The sequence below is a fragment of the Streptomyces sp. NBC_00669 genome (genome assembly GCF_036226785.1).
Lineage (GTDB): Bacteria > Actinomycetota > Actinomycetes > Streptomycetales > Streptomycetaceae > Actinacidiphila.
The window spans coordinates 8,155,650-8,180,619 of the sequence record NZ_CP109018.1; the positions used below are offsets into that span (position 1 = coordinate 8,155,650).

A 24,970-nucleotide genomic window follows, 5' to 3' on the forward strand; every position below is an offset into this window, starting at 1 on the left:
GTGGGGTCAGGACAGGCTCCACTGCTGGTTGGCGCCGCCGTTGCAGGTCCACAGCTCCAGCGCGGTGCCGTTGGCGTTGCCGGCCGGTTTGTCGCCGCCGGTGACGTCGAGGCACAGGCCGGACTGGGTGCCGGTGATGGTGCCGTCCGGGTTGAGGTGCCACTGCTGGTTGGCGCCGCCGTTGCAGGACCACAGCTCGACCTTGGTGCCGGAGGTGGTCTGGTTGTCGTAGGCGTCCAGGCACTGGGTCCCGCCGTACAGCCGCAGTTCACCGGCCGAGGTGAGGGTGACGGCCTGGTTGCTGCCGCCGTTGCAGTCCCAGATGTCGATCGCGGTGCCGGGGGCGGTCGCGCCGCCGTTCGCGTCCAGGCAGCGGTGCGAGGAGGCGCCGAGCAGCGGGTGGGTGGTGCCGACGCTGCTGCCGCTGCCGGGGGAGACCCGGAACATCACGGTGCCGTGGCCGGGCACGGAGGCCGAGATCGCGCCACTGGTGGTGCTGACCTCGTTGGTCCACAGGTTGGTCAGCTTGTACGACGAGGCGGACGGTGCGGAGACCGCGGCGGCCGTGGTGCTGATGGTGGCCGTGCCGGAGTTCTCGTTGAACAGCGCCACCGACACGTCGCCGTTGGACAGCGGCTTGGTGAGCACGTCGAGCCCGCCGGAGGACGACACCTGGGTGCCCTGCTTGCCCAGCGAGTCCTGGTCGACCGCGATGACCGCCTTGTTGCCGTAGAGCGACAGCGTGGCCGGGGTGGCCGAGCGCAGGTCGGTGCCGGCGATCAGCGGCGCGGCCATCTCCGCCCACAGGCTGAACTCGCTGCGGTCCTCGGTGAAGGACATGCCGTTGCCGACCTCCAGCATGTCCGGGTCGTTCCAGGCGCCCGGGCCGGCGTACTGCGCGAGCTGCACGTTGCTGTGGTAGATCGACAGCATCGAACCGAACGACGCGTTGATGTCACCGGTGGTGCGCCACAGGTTGCCGGTGGCGGCCCCCCAGGTCCACACGTTGTCCTCGCCCCACTCGCACATGCTGAAGACGATGGGCCGGCCGGTACTGGCGAGCGCGTCCCGCATGGCGTCGTAGCGCTGCTCCCAGGGCACGCCCTGGTTGTTGCAGTTGTCGTACTTCAGGTAGTCCACGCCCCAGGACGCGAAGCTGTTCGCGTCCTGCTGCTCGTGGTCGAGGCTGCCGGGGTAGCCGGCGCAGGTGGCGGTGCCGGCGCTCTCGTAGATGCCGAGCTTGAGGCCCTTGGCGTGGACGTACGCCGCGGTGCCGCTGATCCCGTCGGGGAACTTCGCCGGGTCGGGCACGAGGTTCCCGGCCGAGTCGCGGTTCTTCGTCATCCAGCAGTCGTCGATGTTGACGTAGGTGTACCCGTCGTCCTTCAGGCCCGAGGAGACCAGGTAGTCCGCGGTCTGCTCGATGAGCTGCTCGCTGACGTTGCAGCCGAACGCGTTCCAGTCGTTGAAGCCCATCGGGGGCGTACGGGCCAGGCCGTTGTCCAGGGCGTGCGCCCGGGGGGTCGAGCCGAACAGGACGAGCAGGGAGAGCATCAGCAGGGTCGCGACCGCTGCCGCCAGCGGCCGGCGGAGCGGGCGCGCGTACCCGTGCGGGAGCGCTGGTCGTGCGGGTGCTGTGGGGCGCATCGTGCCGTCTCCTTCGGTGGGGGGAGGGGCGCGCGGGCACCGTGAATGGGGCGCGGAGCGGGCGGCGCCCACCGCCGCGTGTTGCAAAATGACCGACGGTGTTGGAAGTCGGCACGACGAAGTGTCGGCTTGTGTTGATACTCCGTCAAGAGTTCTGACGGGAGTGCGCTGCGGCGGGTTACCGGGAGGTACCACAGCCGCCGGCCACGCCCCTGCCCGCGCCGTGCTCGTGCCCTGCCCGCGCCGTGCTCGTGCCGTGCTCACGCCCCTGCCCATGCCGTGCCCGTGCCCTGCTCACGCCGCTGCCCACGGCGGCTCGCGCGCTTTCCGCGGCGCGCGCCCCTTCGCCCGCCCGGCCCCCGCCCGGCCCGCGCCCGCCCCGTAGCGGCCCCGCGGACCGGCCGGCCCGTACCCCGCGGTCACGGGCCGTCGCACACGCGCGCGTCGGATCTGGTTTGCTTGGGCACCATGACCGCGCAGATCAACCCCAGCATCCTGTCCGCCGACTTCGCCCGGCTCGCCGAGGCGGCCGACGCGGCCAAGGGCGCCGACTGGCTCCATGTCGACGTGATGGACAACCACTTCGTGCCGAACCTGACACTGGGCCTGCCGGTGGTCGAGGCGCTGGGCCGGGCCACGGACATCCCGCTCGACTGCCACCTGATGATCGACCAGCCCGACCGCTGGGCGCCGGGGTACGTCGAGGCCGGCGCGGGCTCCGTCACCTTCCACGTGGAGGCCGCCGCCGCGCCGGTCCGGCTGGCCCGCGAGATCCGCGCCAAGGGCGCCCGCGCCTCGATGGCGCTGAAGCCGGCCACCCCGATCGAGCCGTACGAGGACCTGCTGCCCGAGCTGGACATGCTGCTGGTGATGACGGTCGAGCCCGGCTTCGGCGGCCAGGCGTTCCTCGACATCATGCTGCCCAAGATCCGCCGTACCCGGGCACTGATCGACAAGTACGGCCTGGAGATGTGGCTCCAGGTCGACGGCGGGGTCTCCGCGGAGACCATCGAGCGCTGTGCCGAGGCCGGCGCCGACGTCTTCGTGGCCGGCTCCGCGGTCTACGGCACGGACGATCCGGCCGCCGCGATCCGGTCGCTGCGGGCGCAGGCCGACGCGGCCGGCGCGCACTGAGCGCCGGCGAGCCGTATGGTGCTGCCTCACGCGGCGGCGTCCGGTACGGCGGCGTTCCGTACGCCGGGGGAACGGCAGCGGACCGGCGGTCGAACGGTCGGAGCGGATCACTCCGTACGGCCGGATCGGCCCCGGACTACGCGCCCGTAACCCCCGGCGTCTGGGAAGATGGCAGCGGAGCTGATCAGATGGGTGACTGGGGAGAGCCGACGTGAGCACAGGCCGCGCACAGGTGCGCATGGGCCCGGGCGAGATGGTCCAGGCCGCGGCGATGGCACGTCGCTTCTACCTGGAGGGCAAGTCCAAGATCCAGATCGCGGAGGAGTTCGGGGTCAGCCGCTTCAAGGTGGCCCGGGTGCTGGAGACCGCGCTCGAACGCGACCTGGTGCGGATCGAGATCCGGGTGCCCGCGGAGCTCGACGCCGAGCGCTCCGACGCGCTGCGCGCCCACTACGGGCTGCGGCACGCGGTCGTCGTGGAGACCCCCGCCGACCAGGCCGACGCGCCCGACCCGGAGAACCTCGGCGCGGTCGCCGCCGACCTGCTCGGCGAGCTGGTCAGCGACGGCGACGTGCTCGGCCTCGCCTGGGGCCGCTCCATCATCACCATGGCCAACGCGCTGGACCGGCTCGCGCCCTGCACCGTCGTCCAGCTCACCGGGGTGTACGACGTCGGCACCGCCGAGCGCGGCTCGGTCGAGGCGGTCCGCACCGCCGCGGCCGTCTCCGGCGGCGAGGCCCACCCGCTGTACGCGCCCATGGTGCTCGCCGACCCCGCCACCGCCGCCGCGCTCCGCGCCCAGGGCCAGATCGCCGCCGCGATGAGCTACTTCGAGAAGGTCACCGTCGCGGTCGTCTCGATCGGCTCGTGGGAGGCCGGGATCTCCACGGTGTACGACGCCGTCTCCGGTGCCGAGCGCGAGCACTACGCGAGCCTCGGGGTGGCCGCGGAGATGTCGTCGCACCTCTTCGACGCCCGCGGGCGCCGGGTCGGACGGGATCTGCGGGACCGGTGCATCACGATCGACGCGGATCGGCTGCGCCGCATTCCGGAGGTGCTCGCCATCGCCGGGGGGATGCGGAAGGCCGAGGCGATCAACGCCGTGCTGCGGTCCGGGTTGGTGACGAGCCTCGTGACGGACACGGCCGCGGCGGATTTCCTGCTGCACTCCACCGGGCCGGCGCCCCGGCCCGCGCTGGACCGGGTCGACCCGGACGGTTCGCTGGCCACGGGTGGCTAGCGTGACCCTCCGGGGTGCGTGGTTCCGTCGGTTGGGGGACCACCCGCCGGTGGTGGGTTGCGCGCGCGGTCCCCGCGCCCCTTCGGGTCCGACCCTTCTTCCGGGGAAGAGGCCGCACCACCCCGGAGGGGCCCACCAGTACGGTGGACGAGCCCCGGGTAACGTCTTGTAGGTCTGACCGCCCCGGGTGATCGGGGTGAACCGCCCGAAGCCCGAGGGGCGTTGGCGGAAAGCGATCGGTGCGGCGCCCGCCCCGCCGGGCGGGCGCCGCACCGTTCGGTGTCGGTGACTACGCGATGTGGGACACCGCGTCCGCCTCGTCCTCGTCCATGTCGCGTTCCGGCAGCTGCTGCACGGTCAGGCTGATGTTGACATCGTGCAGGGGGCGTCCGCTCGCATGCCAGACGGACAGCGTGTACGGGCTGAAGGGGTAGCGCGCACGGAACTCGGGTACCTCGACCCGGCCGTGCACGAGGCCGTCGGCCGACGAGGCCAGGCCGGACTGGGCGGGCACGTCGCCGTACGACCGCAGCACCTCGTACATCGGCGCCGGAACGGCGATGTCGTGCTGCTCCGCCTCGTGGGTGATCCCGGCCCGGAACACCGCGGCCGCGGCCATGTCCAGTTCGGTCACCCTGTCGAGTTCGGCGCGGTCCGGGAGCGGACGTCCCTGCTCGGCGAGCGCCTCGTACAGGAAGTCCACGGCGGCGCGGGCATGCCGGGCGGCGCGGCCCTCGTCGCTCACCATCCGGCGCAGTATCGCCTGGTAGTGGATCTCCTCCTGGATCATCGACCGCCCGGCGTGGCCGTAGATCGTCTTGGCGTCGAAGTTGTCCGGCTCGCGCCAGGCGCGCTCGTAGTCGGCCATCAGCCAGGCCACGACCGGGTCCTCGACCTTCTCGCGCAGGAAGGTCTCGAGCAGTTGGAGCAGGTCGACCGTGCGCGCCCCGGAGGTTTCGGCGAGCACCCGCAGCGTGCAGCGCAGCAGGCACTTGTGGAAGAGCGTCAGCGGCAGCCGAAGGACGATCCCGGTGAGCCAGTCCTCGAACGGCATCCGCGAGTGCTCGGTCACCACATCGGAATACAGGTCCGTGCTGCCCGGGTCGCAGGGCATGTGCGTGGTCCTCAGACCGTGCTCGTCGCGGAACCGCTCGTGCGTGTAGTCGGTGTTGTTCAGCAGGAACAGCGGGTAGACGACGGGGGAGCCGCCGGAGGCTATCGCCTCCTCTATGCCCTCCAGGAGTGATACGAGGGTCTCACCGGGCAGGCCCCAGATGAGGTCGGTGTAGGTCGGGATGTCCAGGGCGCGGAACTGGGTCTGCATCCGGCGGTAGTGCGACACCCGGATGTTCTTCCGGTTCGCGATCTGTAGCACCTCGGCGTTGAAGGACTGCGCGGACAGCGTGATGGCGCCGGTCAGCCCCGCCTTGTACAGGATGCTGGCGATCTCCACGACGCGGCCGTTGGTGTTCTTCGCCCAGTTGGTCATCACCAGCAGCCGCTTGTTGTAGCGCTGGCACAGCTCCACCACGTGTTCGGCGATCTCGACGTCGCGGGCGAGCATGCCGAAGTTGGCGTCGGCGATGAACATCCGGGTGTTGTCGGCGCAGACCCGGATGATCCGCTCCAGTTCGGCCTTGATGCGTTCCATCGAGAACTGGCGGACCCTGGAGTTGGTGGCCCCGGTTCCCCAGTAGCAGAAGGAGCAGGAGTAGGGGCAGCCGCGGTTGGTCTCGTACACCAGCATCTGGGACCGCGCGATGTCCTCGTCGGACCAGACGTCGCCCTCGAACGGCGAGGGCAGTTCGTCGAAGTCGGCGATGCGCGGGGCCTCGGCGGTGGTCTCCACCTCGCCGTCGGTGCGCAGGAAGCTGATGCCGGGAACTTCGGCGAGTTCCTTCTCGGCAGCGGCCCGCTCCTCCTGGTGCAGGAAGACCCGCAGCAGGTCGCGGAAGCGGATCTCTCCTTCGCCGTGGACGAGGACGTCCACCCAGGGTGCCTCCGCGAACACGGCATCCTGCTGGTGCGTCACGTCGTTGCCGCCGAGCACGATGCGGCAGTTCGGCCAGCGCTCCTTGACCCTGCGGGCCAACTCCGTGGAGCTGGCCCGGTTCCAGTAGTACACCGTGAAGGCGACGGCCAAGGGGTTGTCCAGGGCGTCCAGCACCTTGGCGCAGGCGCCCTCGAAGGCGTCCCCGGCCTTCATGTACACGTGCTTGGTGAAGGAGCAGCTCGCGGCGAGCTCCGGGTCGGCCTGGGCGGCTGCCTGCATGTAGCCGAGTACGGCGCTGTAGCGGACGCTTGGCATCACGGTCAGGTCGACCAGGTGCACTTGGCGCGGCTCATCGGTGGCAGGGCGCGGACCGGGCCTGGTCGACACGTCGGCTGACGTCATTTCACAATCCTTCTCGTAATTCGGGTGCTTGGCCGGTGGGGGAGAACCCGCCGGCCGGCCGGAGCAGGCGGGCCATGGAACTCCAGACCGTGCTGGGAGTCCGCCGGCCGTCGCCGGCCGGTGGGCCCGAAGCACTGGAAATCAGGTACAGGTGTGCAACTAGAGGTGGAGCAACAGTAGTTGGTGCACACGGTACGGCGGCCCGACCCCTGATCCCGGAGACACGACGACCCGGTCCCGAAGATCTGAGAGCGCGGTCGCGAGGGGTAGTCCGCATTGCCCTGCCGACCGGGATGGACACCTGCCGGGGCCCTCACCCGGCACGGCGGCCGGATCGGAGGGGTGGCCAGTGGCGTGACCCGCCGGGGTGCGTGGTTCCGTCGGTTGCGGGATCACCCGCCGGTGGCGGGCTGCTCGCGCGGTTCTCCCGGAGCTTCGCCCGGGTGGGGGCGCCCCCGGCGGAGCCAAGGGGACCCCCACGCGCCCCTTCAGGGCGCACCCTTCTTCCGGGGAAGAGGCCGCACCACCCCAGAGGGTCCGCTAGCCACCCGAAGCCGCGGTGTCGGCGGGGTCCTCGCCTTCCACGATGACGGCCAGTTCGCTGTCGGTGTGGCGCCAGAAGAGTTCGGCGTCCCGGAGGATGTCCTTGACGATCCGCCACTCCCGCGGGAGTTCCGCGGCGAAACCCTGCCAGTTGCGCACGTGCAGCCGCCGACCGCCGGGCTCGACCGGCCACCAGGACAGGTCGGTGAGGCAGTCCGCGAGCGCGTCCCAGTTGCGCCCGAACCAGTCGGGCAACCGCAGGTCGGCGGAGACCCGGTCCATGAACTCCTGCCGGTCGCCCACTCCGGCCAGATCGAGCACGAGCATGCGCCGATGCTGCCACAGCCCGGCGCGAAGTCCCTGGTGATCGCGGGTGCGCCGCGCCGTGTCCCCCGATACGGCGGCGGCCGGACCGCAGGAGCGGCGCGGCGGCGCGCATCTTCCTGTGGCACGCCTGTGACCGGAAGGCGACCGTCCGCCGCGCCGCGCCCCCTACGATCGACGCCATGCATCTCGGGGGACTGACACGCGTACACGGCCACAGCTACCACCATCACCACAGCTACGGCAGCGGCAGCGGTAGCGGCGGGGGCTCGGGGGGCCTGTCGACGGTCTTCGTGGTGCTGCTGGTCATCGTGGCCGTCGTCGCGCTCGCGGTGTGGGCGGGCAAGCGCCGGGGCGGCGAGAGTTGAGCGGCGACGGCTGAGCGGCCCGCCCCCGGACCAAGGGGAGCGGGGGCACCCAGATCCGGGTCAGGCCCCGGGCAGGCGGTCGCGGACGTCGACGGCGAACTCCTTCACCTCGTCGGCGAGGTCCTTCACACCGTCGGTGACGCTCTCGACTGCGTGGTGCAGGGAGTCGCCCGCGTCGGAGGCGGCATGGCGGGTGCGGTAGGCCAGCGACGGCTTGCCGTGCGTGTCGGCCGCGGCCAGCAGCAGACCGCCGAGCAGCGAGACGTCCTGGTAGAAGCGGGCCCGCTCGCGGGCGCGCTCCCGCGGGTCCTCAAGTCGCCAGTACGGCTGCTCGGTGAGCACGCGCGGCACGAGCGTCGCCGCGAGCGCGGCCGCCGACACGCGCGGGAAGCGGCCCAGGGCGAGCAGCACGCCCGCGCCGAGCCGTACCGAGCCGGTGACCAGGGCGACCTGCCGCGGGTCCTGGGCGATCCGCCGGAGCCGGTCGGCCGGCGAGAGCCCGTCGTCGGGCGCCGGAGCGCCCTGCGGGTCGTTTCGGTCGTGCGGGTCGGACCGGTCGTGCGGGATGGACGGCCCGACCGGGGCGGCTGCCGCCGACTCGCGCAGAGTGGCGAAGCCGCCGCCGACGAACGTGGTGGCGAGCAGCGGGCGGGCGAATCTCCTCAGTACGGCCATGACGCCCACCTGCCCCGAGTCGCCCGGCCCACTCCTGGCGGGGCCGATCGCGGTCGCCACCGCCGACGGCGCGCCCACCGGCGCGCCGGGTTCACGCCCCCCGGCCGACCGCCCCCTGGCCGACCGCCCTCCGGCCGGCTGTCCCTTGGCCGGCTGTCCCTTGGGCGGCGTCCCCCGCTCGCGGACGGCGGTGCGCCCACGGCCGCGCCACCTCGTACGCCGCGGCGACCCGCAGCACGGTGCCGTCGGCGAGGTGGCGGCCGACCACCTGGAGGCCGACCGGAAGGCCGTCGCGGGTTCGGCCGGCCGGCAGGCTCACCGCGGGCTGCCCGGTCAGCGACGCGGGGTAGTTGAAGCCGATCCACGCCGTGTCGGCCACCGCGCGGCCGTCGATCCGCTCCGGCCCCTGGACGCCGACCGGAAACGGCGCCACGGCCGCGGTCGGCGTGACCAGCAGGTCGTAGCGGGACATCAGCCCGGCCATCCGGTTGGCCAGCGCCTTGCGGGCGATGTTCGCGTCCGTCAGCTCCCGGGCCGTCCACGCGCGGGTCATCCAGGCGACGAGGTGCGGTGACATCTCGGTGCCGTACCGGTCCACGAGGGCGCGCATCCCGCTCAGGTCGGTCTCGGCGGTGATCACCGCCTGGAACGCCTCCGCCGGGTCCGCCCAGCCGGGCACGACCTCCTCCACCACGCAGCCCAGGTCCGTGAAGGCGCCGACCGCCTCGCCGACCACCCGGCGCACCTCCGGGTCCACCGGCAGGTAGCCCAGGTCCGGGCTGTAGGCGACCCGCAGGCCCGCGCACCCCTCGGCGGCGCCGGCCCGCGCGGCCGCGCGCCAGTCCACGTCGCCGCAGGGAACGGAGTGCCGGTCGCGCGGATCGGGCCCGGCGAGCACCGACAGCAGCAGCGCGGTGTCGGCGACGGTCCGGGTCAGCGCTCCCAGGTGCTCGACGCTCTCCCATCCGGACATGCCGGGGAAGCGCTCGTCGCGACAGCCGGGCCAGACCGGTACCCGGCCCATCGAGGGCTTCATGCCGACCAGTTCGCAGAAGGAGGCCGGCACGCGCAGCGAGCACCCGCCGTCGCTGCCCAGCGCCACCGGACCGAGCCCGGCGGCCACCGCGGCGGCCGAGCCCGCGCTGGAGCCGCCCGGGGTGAGGGACGGGGCCCAGGGGTTGCGCGTGGGCGGGAAGAGCGGGTTGTGCCCTGCCGGGCTGTAGCCGAACTCGGTCGTGTTCGTCTTCCCGAGTACCACCCCGCCCGCGCCCCTCACCCGCTCCACCACGATGTCGTCCTGGTCGGGCACGTGGTCGCGGTAGGCGGGAGAGCCCGAGGTGGTGCGGATGCCGGCCGTCGCGATCAGGTCCTTCACCCCCAGCGGCACGCCCGCCAGCGGGCCGGCCGCCTCCCCGCGGGCGAGGCGGTCCGCGAGGTCCGCCGCCTCCGCCCTGGCCCGGTCGGGCACCGGCGTGCAGAACGCCCCCAACTCCGGGTCCACCGCCTCGATCCGCTCCAGCACGGCGTCCACCACCTCGACCGGCGACAACCGCCGGGCCGCCACGGCGGCGGCCACCTCCGTGGCAGGCAGGAAGCACAGCGCGTCGCGCTCGGCGGGGGTCACCGCCGCGCCGCCCCGGCGGCGACCGCGGCGGCGGCAGGCCCGCCCGGTGCGTGCGGACGGACCCGGGCCGTCACCAGGTGGTGGCCGCCGAAGGCGCACGCGGCGACGCAGAAGCCCAGCAGGGCGTCGAGCGAGCCGGGCTCCAGGTGGTGCAGCAGCCAGGCGGCGCCCGAACCGGCCGCCCAACTCGCCGTCGCGGGCCACCGCAGCCCGTGGTCCCGGCGGGCCGGCACGCCACTGGCCTGGGCCGCGGGGAGGCCGGGACCACCGGCCGCGGTGACGGCTCCGGTGACAGCTCCGGTGCCGGCCGCGGTGTCGGCTCCGGTGCCGGCTCCGGGCGCCGTGGTGGCGGAGCCCGCGGCCTCCCCGTTCTCCGCCCGGCGCCCCAGGAACTGGTGGACGATCAGCACCGCGCCGATGGGCGGCACCAGGATGCCCAGGAGTTGCAGCCAGCTCACGATCGACGTCCACACGCCGGTGAGCGCCAGCGCCGCGCCGGCCGCGCCCAGCAGGACCGCCAGCGGGCGCATCCGCAGCGGGGTCAGCCCTGACCAGCCCACCGCCGCGTTGTAGAGGCAGTGCGCGGCGACCGAGCCGAGGTTGGCCAGGGTGAACAGCACCGCGAGCGCGGTGATCCAGCCGCCGTGCCCGTCCAGCAGCCCGAGGAAGGAGCCGCCGTCGGTGGCCGGGTGCGCGGCACCGCCCGTGGCGACCACCGCGCCGCCCACCAGGTAGGCCACGGTGTTGCCGAACGGGAAGGCCGCCGCGGTCGCGTACACGGCCGAGCGGCCGTCACGGCTCCACCGGGTGAAGTCGGCGGTCATGGTGCCGGAGTCCGCGAACCCCGCCACCACGATCCCCACCGCCGACCAGAAGGTGATGCCGTGGTCGTGGCCGCGGTACGACAGGGCGCCGCTCGCGGTGGCGCCTCCGCGGGCCGCGTACCAGAACGCCAGTCCGGCGGTGAGCAGGAAGAGCGGCACCGCGACGAGGCCGACCAGCGACAGCGCGCGGATGCCGGTGACGGTGAGGGCGACGTAGACCACCGCGCCGAGCAGGGCGCCCCACACCGGGGTCCAGCCGAGCACCTGCTGGAGCGTGGTGCCGGTCAGCCCCACCTGGTAGGAGAACCAGCCGATCACCACGGTCGCGAGCAGGCCGGTGACCAGCAGCCTGCCGCGCGGGCCGAACGCGTCGGCCGCCTGCATCGCGAAGCTGCGGCCGGTGCGGCCGGCGTGGTGGCTGAGCACGCCGACGTATCCGAGCAGGGCGAGGTTGCCGGCGAGGATGGCCCAGAACCCCTCGCGCAGGCCGAGGTTGTACACGATCAGGCCGCCGAAGACGGCGTTGCCCAGGCACATCGGGAAGCCGCCCCAGACACCGGCGACCGACAGCAGGCTCTTGCGGGCGCCCGGTGGCACGGCGGTGTGCTCGTACTCCGCCCCCGTGCCGGCGGCGGGGCGATCGGGTCCGGTCACGGTCGGGTCCCCTGTTCGTCGGTCGGATGGTCCGGTGCATACACCCGCGGCGGCTGCGCGCAGGACGGTGGGACGGGTACGGGCGGGTGCGGGGATACGGGCGCGGGCCGGTCGGTCCCGGCGCCGGGGCGCTGGGAGACGTGCGCGGCCACGACCCGCCAGCCCTCGGGGAGCCGCACCCAGGTCTGGGACTGCCGGCCCACCCCCGGGACTCCGGCGCGTACGAACACGGTCGTGGTGACCGCGAAGTCGGTGCCGAAGGTGGTGACTTCGATGCGGGTGCGGGTCCGATCCAGCCCGGCGGCCGGGCGGCCACGGCGGAAGGCCGCGATCTCCTCGGCGCCGAACAGCTCCTCCGTCGCGCCGAGCCGCACCGTGTGCGGGCCGTCCCAGAACAGCGCGTCGAGGACCGGGATGTCGTTTCCGGTCAGCGCGGCTTCGTACGCGTCCGCGAGCGCGGTCACCTCGGCGACGACGTCCGGGTGGTTGATCCGCGCACTCGGGGCGTGGGCGGGCACGTCGGCGGCCATGTCAGCGGGCCCGTACGGGGGCCGGGCCGGCGGGCGCGGGGTGTGCCGCGGTCGCGGTGTCGGCCGGCTCGGCGCGGGCGAAGGTGAGCCGGCCGGCGAGGTAGGCGTAGACCGGGCCGAGCGCGTTCATGGCCACCACGCTCACCCAGGCCGCCCAGACGCTTCCCGCGTGGTAGCCGAAGCCGCCGAAGAACGTGGCGAAGTATGAGGCGAAGCCGAGGAACATCCCCGGCACCAGCGAGGTCGCCCGGAGTCGGCCGGCGTACATCAGGGCCGTGTTGAGCACCAGGATGATCGCGGCGAGCAGCGCGTCCTGGGCCCAGCGGCCGCTGCTCACGTGCGGCCCGAGGTGCTGGTCGGCCAGCACGATGGCGAGCGCGAACGCCGAGCCCACCGGCATCGCGGCCCACAGCCGTGCGGCGTTGGCCAGGCTGAGCGGGCCCATCAGGTGCAGCCCGGCCCAGGAGACGAAGATCGCCCATGGCGGCAGGTTCAGGGCGGTGCCGCCGACGAAGGCGGTGGTGGCGGCGAGGACAGAGGCGGCGATCTCGTGCGGGACGCGTTCGCGCATGGCGGGCTCCTGGCGGGATGCGGTCGGGGTGAGGAGGGCTGCGGTGCGGTGGGACGTGGTGTGGTGGGGTCCGGCGCGAGCGAGGCGGGCCACCGGGCGGCGGCGCGGGCGCGCGGCGGGCGGAGAGCACGCGGAGGGGGAGGGACCGAGGGGCGGAAGGGGCGGAGGGACGGTCGGACAGGAGGTCAGACGGCCTGCGGCACCCGCGCGTCGAGGACTTCGCTGGTACGGGTGGTGCGGGCCACGATCCGGCCCCGCTTGACGACGTAGCGCCGGTCCGGGCGGTCGGTGAGGGCGTCCTCGCGGCGCCGGGTGCCGAGCACCACGAGGTCGGCGCGGGCGCCGGGCCGCAGCCCGTAGTCCGCGTCGGTGCCGGTGATCCGGGCGGCGTCGGTGGTGGCCATCCGCAGGATGCGCTCGGTGTCGGCGGGGCTGCCCATGTGACAGGTCTGCGCCAGCAGCAGGCCGATGTCGAGCAGGTCGGCGTTGCCGAACGGGGTGAAGGCGTTGCGGATGTTGTTCGAGGAGAAGCCGGTCAGCACGCCCGCGTCGAGCAGTTCGCGGACCGGGGTGACGCCTCGGCGTACGGCCTGGGGGTCGGCGCGGCCGCCCAGGTGCAGGTCGGTGGCGGGCAGCGCGACCACCGCGACGCCGGCCTCGGCGAGGCGGGCGATCACCCGGGCGCGCTCGGCCGGCGGCCGGCCGGCGAGCGAGGTGACGTGGCCGAGCGTCACCCGGCCGGCCATGCCGTGCTGCTCGGTCGCGTCGGCGACGGCCTCGGCCAGCGCGAAGCGGGCGTCGCCCGCGTCGTCGGCGAAGTCGGCGTGCAGGTCGGCCGGCACCCGGAACTCGGCGGCCAGCGCGAACACGGTGTCGATGTGCCGTCGGCACGCGTCGAGGTCGCCCTCGTTGTACGCGCAGCCGCCCACCACGTCCGCCCCGCGCAGCAGCGACTCGCGCAGCAACGCGTACGTACCCGGGGCCCGTTCGATGCCCTCCTGGGGGAACGCCACGACCTGGAGGTCCACCAGGTGCCGGTGCGACTCGCGCAGTTCGAGCATCACGTCCAGGCCGGTCAGGCCCGCCAGCGGGTCCACGTCGGGGTGCGCCCGGATCAGCGTGGTGCCGTTCGCCACCGCCCACCGCAGCACCCGCTCGGCGCGGGCGCGTACCGACCGCGGGGTGAAGTCCCGCTTCAGCGCGCCGGTGACCTCGATCGCGCCGGCGAGGGTGCCCGACAGGTTGGGGCGGTCCCGGTCCAGCAGGGCCTTGTCCAGGTGCAGATGGGCTTCGATCAGGCCGGGCAGCACCACGAGACCGTCGCAGTCGACCGTCTCCGCCGCGGCGGCGTCCGCGGGTATCGCGCCCACCGCCGCGATCAGGCCGCCCGTGACCGCGATGTCCACGAGGTCTTCTCTTTCGGCGATCTTCGCGCGACGCAGTACGAGGTCGAACACGGGACGCTCCTTCCGGGTTCCGCGGCAGCGGATTCGGGCTCCTGGAAGGTGTATACAAATGGCTGATTACACGGTTCGGCGCACTTTGATGACGGCCGTGTTTCCGTGTCCTCTCCACCCGGCGCGCGCAGTCGCGGCAGCGCCGGGTGGACGTGATCGGCCCGGGCGGGCCGCGCCGGTCCGGGACGCGGGGAGGATCAGGAGCGCCGCCGCAGGCGGTACGCCGCCTGCGCCTTCCGGATGTGCTCGGCGACCCGCTCCCGGGCCTGTTCGGGTTCGCGGTCGCGCAGCGCCCGGACGATGCCCTCGTGCTCGTCCCAGGACTCCGCCGCCCGCCGCGGAAGGCCGAGTGAATACACCCACGAGATCTTGTAGCCGAGCTGCGCCACGAGAGCGGCGAGCGTCGGGCTCCCCGACGCCTCCGCGAGCACCTGGTGGAAGCGGGTGTTGAGGGCGGCCAGTCCGGCCGGCCCGACCGCCGATCCGGCCGCCAGCGCCTCACGTGCCTCGGCGATCAGCAGTTCCAGGGTGGCGAGTTGTACGGGTGTGCGGCGCAGCGCCGCCCGCTCCGCGCCGAAGGGCTCCATCAACAGCCTTATCCCGAGCAGGTCCTCCGCCTCGGCCTCGCTCAACTCGGCCACGAAGGTGCCCGCGTACGGCCGCGAGTGGACGAAGCCCTCCGACTCCAGGGTGCGCAGCGCCTCCCGGACCGGGATGCGCGAGACCCGGTAGCGCGTCGCCAGCCCCTCCTCGGTCAACCGCTCGCCGGGCGCGAACACGTGGCCGACGACGTCGGCCCTGATCGCCGCGCACACCGTCTGCGTGGTGTCGCGCCGCCGCACCGCACTCCGCTCGGTCATCCGGCCGCCTCTCCCGTCTCCGTCGCTGCGTTAACCGACGTGTAACAGTTGTATGCAAAGGTCCCCGGCCATGAGCGTACTTCAGCCGTACGAGGGCGGGACCGACGGCTCGGTGTATCTCGCCGCGGACCGGAAGTCGACCTGCTGGGGCCTGTTGCCGAACGCCGCGAGCCGCCCCGTCCTGACCGTCGCGCCGGGCACCGCGCTGTGCCTGGACACCGTCAGCCACGAGGGCATCCTCTCGGACCAGGGCGCGGACCCGGCCGCCTTCTTCGCCGCCGCGGGCATCCCGGCCGGCCGGGTCCTGCGGGACGCGGCCGAACTCGCCGCCACCGCGCGGCCGTTCGACCCGGCCCGGCGCGGCCCGCACGTGGTCACCGGCCCGGTGGCCGTCGCCGGCGCCCGGCCCGGTGACGTCCTGGAGGTGGAGGTGCTGCGGCTGCGGCGCCGCACCGCGTACGGCGTGATCAGCAACCGGCACGGCCGGGGCGCGCTGCCCGGCGAGTACCCGGCGCCGCCGCCCGGCCACCCCGAGGGCGCGCCGGTGCCGACCGTCAGCCTCGTCGCGCACGTGGACGACGACGGCCTGGGCCGGCTCCCGGTCGGCGACGGCCGCGCCGTGCGGTTCCCCCTCGCGCCGTTCCTCGGCATCATGGGAGTCGCCGCCGCGACCGAGCGGCCCGTGCACTCCGTGCCGCCGGGCCCGCACGGCGGCAACCTGGACATCCGCCTGCTCACCGAGGGCGCCCGGCTGTTCCTGCCCGTGCAGGTACCCGACGCGCTGTTCTACGCGGGCGACCCGCACTTCTCCCAGGGCGACGGCGAGGTCGCCCTCACCGCCTTCGAGGCACCGCTGCGCGCGACCGTACGGCTCGTCCTGCACTCCGACCCGGCCACCCGCCGGCTGGCGGCGCGCCTGGCCGGGCCGTACGCCGAGACCGCCGGGCACCACCTCGTCACCGGCCTGGACACCGACCTGGACGAGGCGGTCCGCAAGGCGACCCGCGCCGCGCTCGGGTATCTCGCCGAGCGGTGCGCGCTGCCCGCCCCGGTCGCGCTGGCCTACCTCAGCGCCGCGGTCGACGTGCGGATCTCGCAGGTCGTGGACGACGTGAAGGGCGTCCACATCTGCCTGCCGAAGGCCGATCTGGCGCCCCTGCTCACCGGGCCGTCCGGCCCCGGCGCGGGGACGATACCCGCATGACGCCCGCACCGCTGATCGACCCGTTCGTGCCCTGGCTCCCGGCGGACACCGCCCCGGCCGAGGCCCCCGCCGCCGGCACCGCCGACCAGGACGGACCGGTCGCGCTCGCCGGGGCACGGCTCGCGGTCAAGGACGTCATCGACGTCCAGGGCGCGCCCACCGGCAGCGGCCACCCGCTGCTGCTCGCCGCCGCGGCGCCGGCCCCCGCGCACGCCGCCGCCGTCGCGCGCCTGCTGTCCGCGGGCGCCCGGTACGCCGGAAAGACCCACACCGACGAACTCGCCTACAGCCTCGGCGGCACCAACGCCCACTACGGCACCCCCGCCAACCCCGCCGCACCGGGCCGGCTGACCGGAGGCAGTTCCAGCGGCACCGCGGCGGCCGTCGCCGGCGGCCTCGCCGACGTCGGGCTCGGCACCGACACGGCGGGCTCGATCCGGGTGCCCGCCTCGTACTGCGGCCTGTACGGGCTGCGCCCCACCCACGCGCGCGCCGACCGGCGGGGCATCGCGCCCCTGGCGCCGTCGTTCGACACCCCGGCGCTGCTCACCCGGACCCTGCCGCTGCTCACCGAGGCCGCCGCGGCGCTCCTCGCCGACACCCCGCGCGACGACCGGCCGGTGCGGCGCGTCCTGGTCCCCGCCGACCTGTGGGGGTGCGCCGCCGACGGTGTCCGCGCCGCGCTGCGCCCCCGCGCGGACCGCCTCGGACCGGCGCTCGGCGTCCCGCTGGACGCGGCGCCGCTGTTCTCGGACGGTGCCCCGTGCGCCCACGCGGACGCCCGGGATGCCTTCACCCTGGTCCAGGCGGCGGAGGTGTGGCGCGCGCACGGCCCGTGGGTGCGCCGCGCCCGGCCCGTCTTCGGACCCCACGTCGCCGAGCGGCTGGCCCGGGCCGAGCGCGTGACCCCGGAGGCCGAGGCCGCGGCCCGCGCCACCGTGGCCCGGCTGGCCTCCTGGCTGCACCACCGCCTGGACGGCGCGATCCTGGCGATTCCCGCGACCCCCACCCCCGCCCCGCCCTATGGCGCCTCCGTCCCCGCCTCGGGCGACCGTGCCGCCCTGCTCGCCCTGACCTGCGTGGCCGGGCTGGGCGGTCTGCCGGCCCTCACCCTCCCCGTCGCCCGGGTCGGCGGCCTTCCCGTCGGCCTGTGCCTGCTGGGCGCGCCCGGCGCCGACGAGTGCCTGCTCCGCACGGCGCCGGCCCTCCGGCGGTCCGGGAGCGCCGGGTGAGGCGGGGGAACTCCTGGCGCCCCCGGGAGGTCTTCGGAGAAAGCCACAAAACGCGACCGCGGGGAATCGGGCAAACCGACGAAGGCACCTCCGCCGGGTCCCGCGACCAGCGGATTTCGGGGATGATGGGCCGAGGAGCCGCAGCCGGGCCAGTCCCCGGCCCGTGCTGACTCCCCGCCCGCCCCAGTTGAACCCGCAGGTGAGAGAGTCGGTATGCGTTTCCTCAACGATGTCCAGCCCCCGTACGACCTGACGTACGACGATGTGTTCATGGTGCCCGGCCGCAGCGCCGTGGGCTCCCGGCAGGCGGTGGACCTGCGCGCGCCCGACGGCACCGGCACCACGATCCCGCTGGTCGTGTCGAACATGACCGCGATCGCCGGCCGCCGGATGGCCGAGACGGTCGCCCGCCGCGGCGGCCTGACCGTCATCCCGCAGGACATCCCGATCGACGTGGTCACCGAGGTCATCGGCTGGGTCAAGCAGCGCCATCTCGTGCTCGACACGCCGATCACCCTGGCGCCGTCGCAGACCGTCGCCGACGCGCTCTCGCTGCTGCCCAAGCGCGCGCACGGCGCCGGCGTCGTGGTGGAGGACGGCCGCCCGGTCGGCGTCGTCACCGAGGCCGACCTCACCGGCGTGGACCGCTTCACCCAGCTGTCCGAGGTGATGTCCCGGGACCTGCTGGTCCTCGACGCGGACCTCGACCCCCGGGACGCCTTCCACCGCCTGGACAACGCGCACCGCCGGATCGCCCCGGCCGTCGACGCCGACGGGCGGCTGGCCGGCATCCTCTCCCGCACCGGCGCGCTGCGCGCCACCCTCTACCAGCCGGCCGTGGACGCCGACGGCCGGCTGCGGATAGCCGCCGCGGTCGGTATCAACGGCGACGTGGCCGGCAAGGCGAAGCAGCTCCTGGACGCGGGCGTCGACACGCTCGTGGTCGACACCGCGCACGGCCACCAGGAGTCGATGCTCGCCACGGTGCGCGCGGTGCGCGCCCTCGACCCCCGGGTGCCGATCGTGGCCGGCAACGTGGTCGCGGCGGACGGCGTGCGCGACCTGATCGAGGCCGGCGCGGACATCGTCAAGGTCGGCGTCGGGCCCGGCGCCATGTGCACCACCCGCATGATGACCGGGGTGGGGCGGCCGCAGTTCTCGGCGGTGCTGGAGTGCGCGGCCGAGGCGCGGCGGCTCGGCAAGCACGTGTGGGCCGACGGGGGCGTGCGGCACCCGCGCGACGTCGCCATGGCGCTCGCGGCCGGCGCGTCCAACGTGATGATCGGCTCCTGGTTCGCCGGGACCCACGAGTCCCCCGGGGACCTCCAGCAGGCGGCCGACGGCCGGCTGTACAAGGAGTCGTTCGGCATGGCCTCCGCCCGCGCGGTGCGCAACAGGACCAGCGACGAGTCGGCGTACGACCGGGCGCGCAAGGCGCTGTTCGAGGAGGGCATCTCCACGTCGCGGATGTTCCTCGACCCGGCCCGGCCCGGGGTGGAGGACCTGATCGACTCGATCGTGGCGGGCGTGCGCAGCTCCTGCACGTACGCGGGCGCGGCCTCGCTGGAGGAGTTCGCCGAGCGCGCCGTCGTCGGGGTGCAGAGCGCCGCGGGGTACGCCGAGGGCAAGCCGCTCTACGCCAGCTGGTCGTAGCGCCGCTGGTCGCAGGGGTGCCGGTGCCGCCGCCGACCGGACCCGGCGGCCCGGGGGACAGGGGGCGCCGTGGCACACTCCCGCTGTGGCGCTCAATGAGATCGACGAACGGATCGTGCACGCCCTGGCCGCCGACGCGCGCCGCTCCTACGCGGACATCGGCTCCGAGGTGGGGTTGTCGGCACCCGCGGTGAAACGGCGGGTGGACCGGCTGCTGGCGGCGGGCGCGATCACGGGGTTCACCGTACGGGTGGACCCCGCGGCGCTCGGCTGGCAGACCGAGGCGCTGGTGGAGCTGTACTGCCGGCACAACACGTCGCCCGCGGACATCCGGCGCGGCCTGGCGCGCTATCCGGAGGTGGCGTCCGCGTCGACCGTGACGGGGGACGCGGACGCGGTGGTGCAGGTCTTCGCCGCCGATGTGCGCCACTTCGAGCAGGTGCTGGAGCGGATCGCGGGGGAGCCGTTCGTCAGCCGGACCCGCTCCGTGCTGGTGCTCTCGCCGCTGCTGCGCCGCTACGGTGCCGCGGGCCCTTCCTGAGCCGCGGGCCCTTCCTGAGCCGCAGGCCCCTTCCGAACCCCGGGCCGCTCCTGGGCCGCAGGCCCCTTCCCGGCCCCGGGTCCCCGGGATTCCGAGCGCTCCGAGCCCTTCGTGAGAGCCCGCTCGGCGCCCGAATCCCGCCCCGGAATGTCCCTATTGGGATGAGTGGATATGTTTTGCCCGTCCCAATGGGGTAACGCGGTGAAGTGAGGCCGGGAAAACGGCCCCGGCAGCCCGAGGAGGCGACATGATCACGCGCGAGCAGATTCCCCAAGTCGTGGGCCATCCCGTCCATGACACTCAGGGGAAGAAGATCGGCGATGCCAAGCACATGTACCTGGACGACGCCACCGGCCTTCCGGAATGGGTGACGGTCAAAACCGGCTTCTTCGGCAACAACGAGACGTTCGTGCCGACCCGCGCCGCGAAGATCGTGCAGGACCACGTCGAGGTGCCGTACGAGAAGGACAAGGTCAAGGGCGCGCCCAACGTGGACGTGGACTCCGGTGGCCACCTGTCCGCGGAGGAGGAGCGGCACCTGTACCGCTACTACGGCCTGGAGACGCGGGGCGGCTCGGGCGACACCGGGGAGAAGGCCGCGGCGGCCGGTGGCATGGCCGGGGCGGCCGGTGCCGCGGGCCGGGGCCGGCAGGCACGCGGTGACACGGCGGACTCGGGCGCCGCGACCGCGAAGGCCACCGACACGGAGATGTCCGGCAGCGAGGCGGGCACCGGCACCGCCGCCTACGCGGCCGGCCCCAGCGGAGCGGCCGAGCGGCTCGGCTCCGGGGACGCGCGGGCCATGGACACCGACGAGGCGATGACCCGCTCCGAAGAGGAGATGCACGTCAGGGTCGAGCGCCAGACGAGCGGCCGGGCACGGCTGCACAAGTACGTCGACGTCGAGGAGGTCGAGCAGACCGTACCGATCGCCCACGAGGAGGTCCGGCTCGAACGGATGCCGATCACCGAGGCGGACCGCGACGCCCGCGCCGGCGACATCAGCGAGGCCGAGCGGGTCGTCACCCTCCACGAGGACAAGGCCGTGGTCGAGACCGAGGTCGTGCCGAAGGAGCGCGTGCGGATGCGCGTCGAGGAGCACACCGAGCAGCGCAAGGTGCACGGCAGGGTCCGCAAGGAGCGGATCGAGTCCGAGATGAGCGGCGAGCCCGGCACCGAACGCGCCACCAAGTCCACCGACGAGGAGGGCCTGACCTGACAGCCGCCCCTCGCGTCAAGCCCGGGCGCCCACCCCCCGAACCGGGGGTGGGCGCCCGCGTCGCGCAACGGATCGCCGTTTTCGCGCCTCAGGACGCAACGGATCGGGGCCACAGGCGCAATGTTCGCGTCTTGTCGCTCCCGCGGGAGGGCACGTAGCGTCCTGGAGGGGACCGGTTGAGCTGCGGAAAAGCCGCTGCGGACCGGATCGGTCACCAGGAAGCGGGGAACCGTGGAAGCGTTGCGGACAGGGCTGCTGCAAGGGCCCGGCGGGCTGCCCGCGAGCACCGCGGCGAGCCTCGCGGCGCTGGAGACGGCCGCCGCCGAGGCGGCCGGACGCGGCGCACGGCTGCTGGTGACCGGGGAGATGTTCCTGACCGGCTACGCCCTCGGGGACGCGGTCGCCGAAGCGGCCGAGCCGGCCGGCGGGGCCGCGGCCCAGCACATCGCCGGCATCGCCGCACGGCACGCCATCGCCATCGTGCACGGCTACCCCGAGCGGGACGGCGCGCACGTCTACAACGCCGCCCGGCTCACCGGCCCCGACGGCACCGCGCTGGCCGACTACCGCAAGACCCACCTCTTCGGCGACTACGAGCGCTCCGTGTTCACCCCCGGCGACCGCCCGCTGGTCCAGGCCACCCTGGACGGCGTCCGGATCGGCCTGCTGATCTGCTACGACGTCGAGTTCCCCGAAGCGGTACGCGCGCACGCCCTGGCCGGCACCGAACTGCTCGCCGTACCCACCGCGTTGATGCGCCCGTACGAGTTCGTCGCCGAAACGCTGCTGCCGGCCCGCGCGTTCGAGAACGGCCTGCACATCGCGTACGCCAACCGCTGCGGCCCGGAAGGCGCGTACGACTTCGCCGGCGGAAGCTGCCTGGCCGGGCCGGACGGCGCGGTGCGCGCCCGGGCCGGCGCCGGACCCGAACTCCTCGTCGCCGACGCCGACATGGAGCTGCTGCGCGCCACCCGCGAGCAGAACCCGTACCTGACCGACCGCCGCCCCGAGCTGTACGGCTCGCTCGCCGCCAGGAGAACCGCCCCATGACGTCCGTGCCCACCGCCATCCACGACGAGGGGCACGTCCGGGCCCAGGCCGAACCGCCCATCACGATGTTCGGCCCCGACTTCCCCTTCCCCTACGACGACTTCCTCGCGCACCCCGCCGGGCTCGGCGCGGTGCCGCCGGCCGCCCACGGCACCGAGGTCGCCGTGATCGGCGGCGGCCTGTCCGGCCTGGTGACCGCCTACGAGCTGATGCGGATGGGCCTGCGGCCGGTGCTCTACGAGGCCGACGAGATCGGCGGCCGGCTGCGCACCGTCGCCTTCGACGGGTTCGGCGCCGTCGGCGAGGACGGCGCGCTGACCGCGGAGATGGGCGCGATGCGCTTCCCGCCGTCGTCCACCGCGCTGCGCCACTACATCGACCTGGTGGGGCTGACCACCAAGCCGTTCCCCAACCCGCTGGCGCCCTGCACCCCTTCGACGGTCGTCGACCTCAAGGGGCAGTCGCACTACGCCACGTCGGTCGACGACCTGCCCGAGGTCTACCACCAGGTGATGCGCGCCTGGAACGCCTGCCTGGAGGAGGGCGCGGACTTCTCCGCGATGCAGCAGGCGCTGCGCACCAGGGACGTGCCGCGGATCAGGGAGATCTGGTCCGCGCTGGTCGAGCGGCTGGACAACCAGACCTTCTACGGATTCCTGTGCGCCGCACCGGCGTTCGCGTCGTTCCGGCACCGGGAGATCTTCGGCCAGGTCGGCTTCGGCACCGGCGGCTGGGACACCGACTTCCCCAACTCGATCCTGGAGATCCTGCGGGTCGTCTACACCGGCGCCGACGACGACCACCACAGCATCGTCGGCGGCAGCCGGCAACTCCCGCTGCGGCTGTGGGAACGCGAGCCGGACAAGCTGCTGCACTGGCCGCGCGGCACCTCGCTGCGCTCCCTGCACGGCGGCACCCCGCGCCCGGCGGTCACCGGACTGCACCGCACCGCGGGCAACCGGATCACTGTCACCGACGCGACCGGCGACATCCGCAGCTACCGCGCGGCGGTGTTCACCGCGCAGAGCTGGATGCTGCTGTCGAAGATCGCCTGCGACGACTCGCTCTTCCCGATCGACCACTGGACCGCGATCGAGCGCACCCACTACATGGAGTCCAGCAAGCTCTTCGTGCCCGTCGACCGGCCGTTCTGGCTCGACCGGGACCCGCGCACCGGCCGCGACACGATGTCGATGACGCTCACCGACCGGATGACCCGCGGCACCTACCTGCTGGACGACGGGCCGGACCGGCCGGCGGTGATCTGCCTGTCGTACACCTGGTGCGACGACAGCTCGAAGTGGCTGCCGCTGAGCGCGCACGAGCGGATGGAGGTCATGCTCAAGTCGCTCGGCGAGATCTATCCCGGGGTCGACATCAGGAAGCACGTCATCGGCAACCCCGTCACCGTCTCGTGGGAGGACGAGCCCTACTTCATGGGCGCGTTCAAGGCCAACCTGCCCGGCCACTACCGCTACCAGCGGCGGCTGTTCACGCACTTCGTGCAGGATCTGCTCCCCGCCGACCAGCGCGGCATCTTCCTCGCCGGGGACGACGTGTCCTGGACCGCCGGATGGGCCGAGGGCGCGGTGCAGACCGCGCTCAACGCGGTGTGGGGCGTCATGCACCACCTGGGCGGCGCCACCGACCCGCTCAACCCGGGCCCCGGCGACCGCTACGACGAGATCGCGCCGGTGCTGCTACCGGAGGACTGACGCGGGCGGCGGAGCCGACGGGACCGGACGAGCCGCCGGCGCGGTCGGCGCGGGCGGCGCCTGCGGGCGGCGTGCGCGGTGGGCCGGGAACGGGGCGAGCAGCGCGTGGGCCATCAGGCCGACGGACGACTCCAGGCTCCGGACGCAGTCCTCGTACGCCTCCTGCCGGTCGCGGATCGCCCACAGCAGGCGGGCCGTGGCCCACGCGCCGTCCCGCGCGCGGGCCAGGGACCACGACGCGACGGCGTGCGTGAGCGGGTCGAGGCGCTCCAGCAGGTCGGGGCCGGGCATCAGCTCCTCCCTGACCCGGACCTCGATGGCGGTCAGCACGCCGCCGACCTCGGCGTAGTCGGCGGCGACCTCGGCGGGCACCCGGCCGGTGGCCCGGCAGGTGTCGACCACCGCGAGCGGGAGGTCGTGGCCCACGTGGGCGGTGATCCCGGCGAGGGCGAACTGGAGCGGGTGGACGGTCGGGTCGGCCCGGGCCCGCAGCAGGGGCCGCCAGCAGGCGGGCGCGCACCTGTCCTCGGCGGCGCGGTGCCTGCCGCCGCCGGCCGCGCCACCCGCCGCTTCCCCGGCCTCGACCGCCGCCAGGTACCGCCCGGCGAAGAGCACGGCCAGCTCCGCCGCCTCGGGCCCGTCCGAGAACCGCCCGCCGGCGAGCCCCCGGGTGACCTCCTCGGTGACCGCCAGGTAGACCCGGTTGAACACCGCCACCCCGTCCGCAGGCGGGAGCCCCGCCGCGAGCGCCCGCATCCGCGCCACCACATCCGCCACGTCCCCCGGCGCCGTCCACTGTGCCGTCGTCGTCATCCCCCCAGCTTCCGCACCACCCCGCCGCCGCCTCCCGCGCCGCGCGGCGATGTCGCCGTGACGGCGGACCGGACCGGCGGCGCGCGGGAGGCGCGCCGACCGGTTCCGCCTGCCACGTATGGCGGTCGCGGCGGTGCCGAGGGCATGCTCGACGACGGGAAGGAAACGGCCCGGCCGCGCCGGCCGCGCCCGCCGACCGCGCCCTCGACGGCGCAGAACGGACACCGCCGTGACCATGGCCTACCTGGCACAGCCCGAACAGCAGCAGAAGCTCGAATGGCTCGACGGCGGGGAGTTCGCCGTGCTCCTCGACAGCGCGGCCACCGCCGGGCAACTGACCGTGGGACGCTTCTCCGTCCGCAAGGGCGAAGCGCCGCCGTACCACCTGCACACGCGTGAGGACGAGGTCTTCATGCTGGTCAAGGGCACCGCGCTGGTGTGGTGCGACGACGAGGAGAGGGAGCTGGCCGAGGGTGGCATCGTCTTCCTGCCGCGCAACGTCCCGCACGGCTACCGGATCACCTCCGACACCGCCGACCTGCTGATGATCTGCACGCCCGGCGGCATCGAAGGCATGTTCCGCCACGCCGGACGCGACAAGTCGGCTCCCCGCCCCGAGGGCTTTGAGATCTCCCAGGACGTCATGGCCGAGGCGGCCGACCGGTACGGCCAGATCATCCTCGGGCCGCCGCGCTGA

22 protein-coding genes are annotated in these 24,970 nt (G+C 73.9%); 11 read left to right on the plus strand and 11 right to left on the minus strand.

Annotated features, from left to right (window positions below; genetic code table 11):
- Nucleotides 1-6: 6 nt before the first annotated feature.
- Nucleotides 7-1,647, minus strand: coding sequence for a glycoside hydrolase family 27 protein (locus OG896_RS34465; RefSeq protein WP_443057194.1), 1,641 nt, complete (start codon nucleotides 1,645-1,647; stop codon nucleotides 7-9).
- 468 nt (nucleotides 1,648-2,115) lie between these two features.
- Between OG896_RS34465 and rpe the strand changes: the two genes are divergently transcribed.
- A complete protein-coding gene (rpe, locus tag OG896_RS34470; protein WP_329371664.1) occupies nucleotides 2,116-2,781 on the plus strand; it encodes a ribulose-phosphate 3-epimerase in 666 nt (221 codons plus the stop codon).
- A gap of 238 nt (nucleotides 2,782-3,019) precedes the next feature.
- Complete coding sequence (locus OG896_RS34475) at nucleotides 3,020-4,021, plus strand: sugar-binding transcriptional regulator (RefSeq protein ID WP_328473847.1); 1,002 nt, start codon at nucleotides 3,020-3,022, stop codon at nucleotides 4,019-4,021.
- 289 nt (nucleotides 4,022-4,310) lie between these two features.
- On the opposite strand, the gene OG896_RS34480 is transcribed toward OG896_RS34475, so the two are convergent.
- Nucleotides 4,311-6,416 carry a radical SAM protein gene (locus OG896_RS34480; RefSeq protein WP_329371666.1) on the minus strand — a complete coding sequence of 702 codons (2,106 nt, stop codon included), beginning with the start codon at nucleotides 6,414-6,416 and terminating at the stop codon, nucleotides 4,311-4,313.
- Nucleotides 6,417-6,956: 540 nt separating this feature from the next.
- On the minus strand, nucleotides 6,957-7,286 hold the full coding sequence (locus tag OG896_RS34485; protein WP_329371668.1) for a barstar family protein: 330 nt from the start codon (nucleotides 7,284-7,286) through the stop codon (nucleotides 6,957-6,959).
- Nucleotides 7,287-7,465: 179 nt separating this feature from the next.
- Between OG896_RS34485 and OG896_RS34490 the strand changes: the two genes are divergently transcribed.
- Complete coding sequence (locus OG896_RS34490; RefSeq protein WP_329371670.1) at nucleotides 7,466-7,651, plus strand: hypothetical protein; 186 nt, start codon at nucleotides 7,466-7,468, stop codon at nucleotides 7,649-7,651.
- 60 nt (nucleotides 7,652-7,711) lie between these two features.
- On the opposite strand, the gene OG896_RS34495 is transcribed toward OG896_RS34490, so the two are convergent.
- From OG896_RS34495 to OG896_RS34525, 7 genes are all read right to left on the minus strand, one after another.
- Complete coding sequence (locus OG896_RS34495) at nucleotides 7,712-8,326, minus strand: DoxX family protein (RefSeq protein ID WP_329371672.1); 615 nt, start codon at nucleotides 8,324-8,326, stop codon at nucleotides 7,712-7,714.
- Between the two features lie 91 nt (nucleotides 8,327-8,417).
- Entirely contained in the window at nucleotides 8,418-9,950 is a 1,533-nt protein-coding gene (locus OG896_RS34500; protein ID WP_329371674.1) for an amidase, read from the minus strand.
- On the minus strand, nucleotides 9,947-11,428 hold the full coding sequence (locus OG896_RS34505) for a cytosine permease (protein ID WP_329371676.1): 1,482 nt from the start codon (nucleotides 11,426-11,428) through the stop codon (nucleotides 9,947-9,949). Before OG896_RS34505 ends, OG896_RS34500 begins: the two co-directional genes overlap by 4 nt.
- The gene (gene hpxZ, locus OG896_RS34510) at nucleotides 11,425-11,958 is read right to left on the minus strand and encodes an oxalurate catabolism protein HpxZ (protein ID WP_329371678.1); all 534 of its coding nucleotides are present in this window, start codon (nucleotides 11,956-11,958) and stop codon (nucleotides 11,425-11,427) included. Before hpxZ ends, OG896_RS34505 begins: the two co-directional genes overlap by 4 nt.
- A gap of 1 nt (nucleotide 11,959) precedes the next feature.
- A complete protein-coding gene (locus tag OG896_RS34515; protein WP_329371680.1) occupies nucleotides 11,960-12,529 on the minus strand; it encodes a DUF1097 domain-containing protein in 570 nt (189 codons plus the stop codon).
- Between the two features lie 185 nt (nucleotides 12,530-12,714).
- Nucleotides 12,715-13,986: an amidohydrolase family protein gene (locus tag OG896_RS34520; protein ID WP_329371682.1), complete on the minus strand. Its 1,272-nt coding sequence runs from the start codon at nucleotides 13,984-13,986 to the stop codon at nucleotides 12,715-12,717.
- Nucleotides 13,987-14,183: 197 nt separating this feature from the next.
- Nucleotides 14,184-14,846 (minus strand): GntR family transcriptional regulator, encoded by a 663-nt coding sequence (locus OG896_RS34525; RefSeq protein WP_329371684.1) that lies wholly within the window; start codon nucleotides 14,844-14,846, stop codon nucleotides 14,184-14,186.
- 70 nt (nucleotides 14,847-14,916) lie between these two features.
- Between OG896_RS34525 and OG896_RS34530 the strand changes: the two genes are divergently transcribed.
- The 7 genes from OG896_RS34530 to OG896_RS34560 all read left to right on the plus strand — a co-directional run bounded on the left by OG896_RS34530 (nucleotide 14,917) and on the right by OG896_RS34560 (nucleotide 23,460).
- Nucleotides 14,917-16,050 carry an acetamidase/formamidase family protein gene (locus OG896_RS34530; RefSeq protein WP_329371685.1) on the plus strand — a complete coding sequence of 378 codons (1,134 nt, stop codon included), beginning with the start codon at nucleotides 14,917-14,919 and terminating at the stop codon, nucleotides 16,048-16,050.
- Entirely contained in the window at nucleotides 16,047-17,282 is a 1,236-nt protein-coding gene (locus OG896_RS34535) for an amidase (protein WP_329371687.1), read from the plus strand. Before OG896_RS34530 ends, OG896_RS34535 begins: the two co-directional genes overlap by 4 nt.
- 213 nt (nucleotides 17,283-17,495) lie before the next feature.
- Nucleotides 17,496-18,935, plus strand: a complete 1,440-nt coding sequence (locus tag OG896_RS34540; RefSeq protein WP_329371689.1) for a GuaB1 family IMP dehydrogenase-related protein — start codon at nucleotides 17,496-17,498, stop codon at nucleotides 18,933-18,935.
- Between the two features lie 85 nt (nucleotides 18,936-19,020).
- Nucleotides 19,021-19,476: an Lrp/AsnC family transcriptional regulator gene (locus OG896_RS34545; RefSeq protein WP_328461431.1), complete on the plus strand. Its 456-nt coding sequence runs from the start codon at nucleotides 19,021-19,023 to the stop codon at nucleotides 19,474-19,476.
- A gap of 247 nt (nucleotides 19,477-19,723) precedes the next feature.
- Entirely contained in the window at nucleotides 19,724-20,695 is a 972-nt protein-coding gene (locus tag OG896_RS34550) for a PRC and DUF2382 domain-containing protein (protein WP_329371692.1), read from the plus strand.
- Between the two features lie 231 nt (nucleotides 20,696-20,926).
- Complete coding sequence (locus OG896_RS34555; RefSeq protein ID WP_329371694.1) at nucleotides 20,927-21,745, plus strand: carbon-nitrogen hydrolase family protein; 819 nt, start codon at nucleotides 20,927-20,929, stop codon at nucleotides 21,743-21,745.
- Nucleotides 21,742-23,460: a flavin monoamine oxidase family protein gene (locus tag OG896_RS34560; protein ID WP_329371695.1), complete on the plus strand. Its 1,719-nt coding sequence runs from the start codon at nucleotides 21,742-21,744 to the stop codon at nucleotides 23,458-23,460. Before OG896_RS34555 ends, OG896_RS34560 begins: the two co-directional genes overlap by 4 nt.
- Here OG896_RS34560 and OG896_RS34565 read toward each other — a convergent pair.
- Nucleotides 23,446-24,273 (minus strand): DUF5995 family protein, encoded by an 828-nt coding sequence (locus OG896_RS34565; protein WP_329371696.1) that lies wholly within the window; start codon nucleotides 24,271-24,273, stop codon nucleotides 23,446-23,448. The two genes, OG896_RS34560 and OG896_RS34565, sit on opposite strands and share 15 nt — an antisense overlap.
- 235 nt (nucleotides 24,274-24,508) lie before the next feature.
- On the opposite strand from OG896_RS34565, the gene OG896_RS34570 reads away from it, so the two are divergent.
- The gene (locus OG896_RS34570) at nucleotides 24,509-24,970 is read left to right on the plus strand and encodes a cupin domain-containing protein (protein ID WP_329374448.1); all 462 of its coding nucleotides are present in this window, start codon (nucleotides 24,509-24,511) and stop codon (nucleotides 24,968-24,970) included.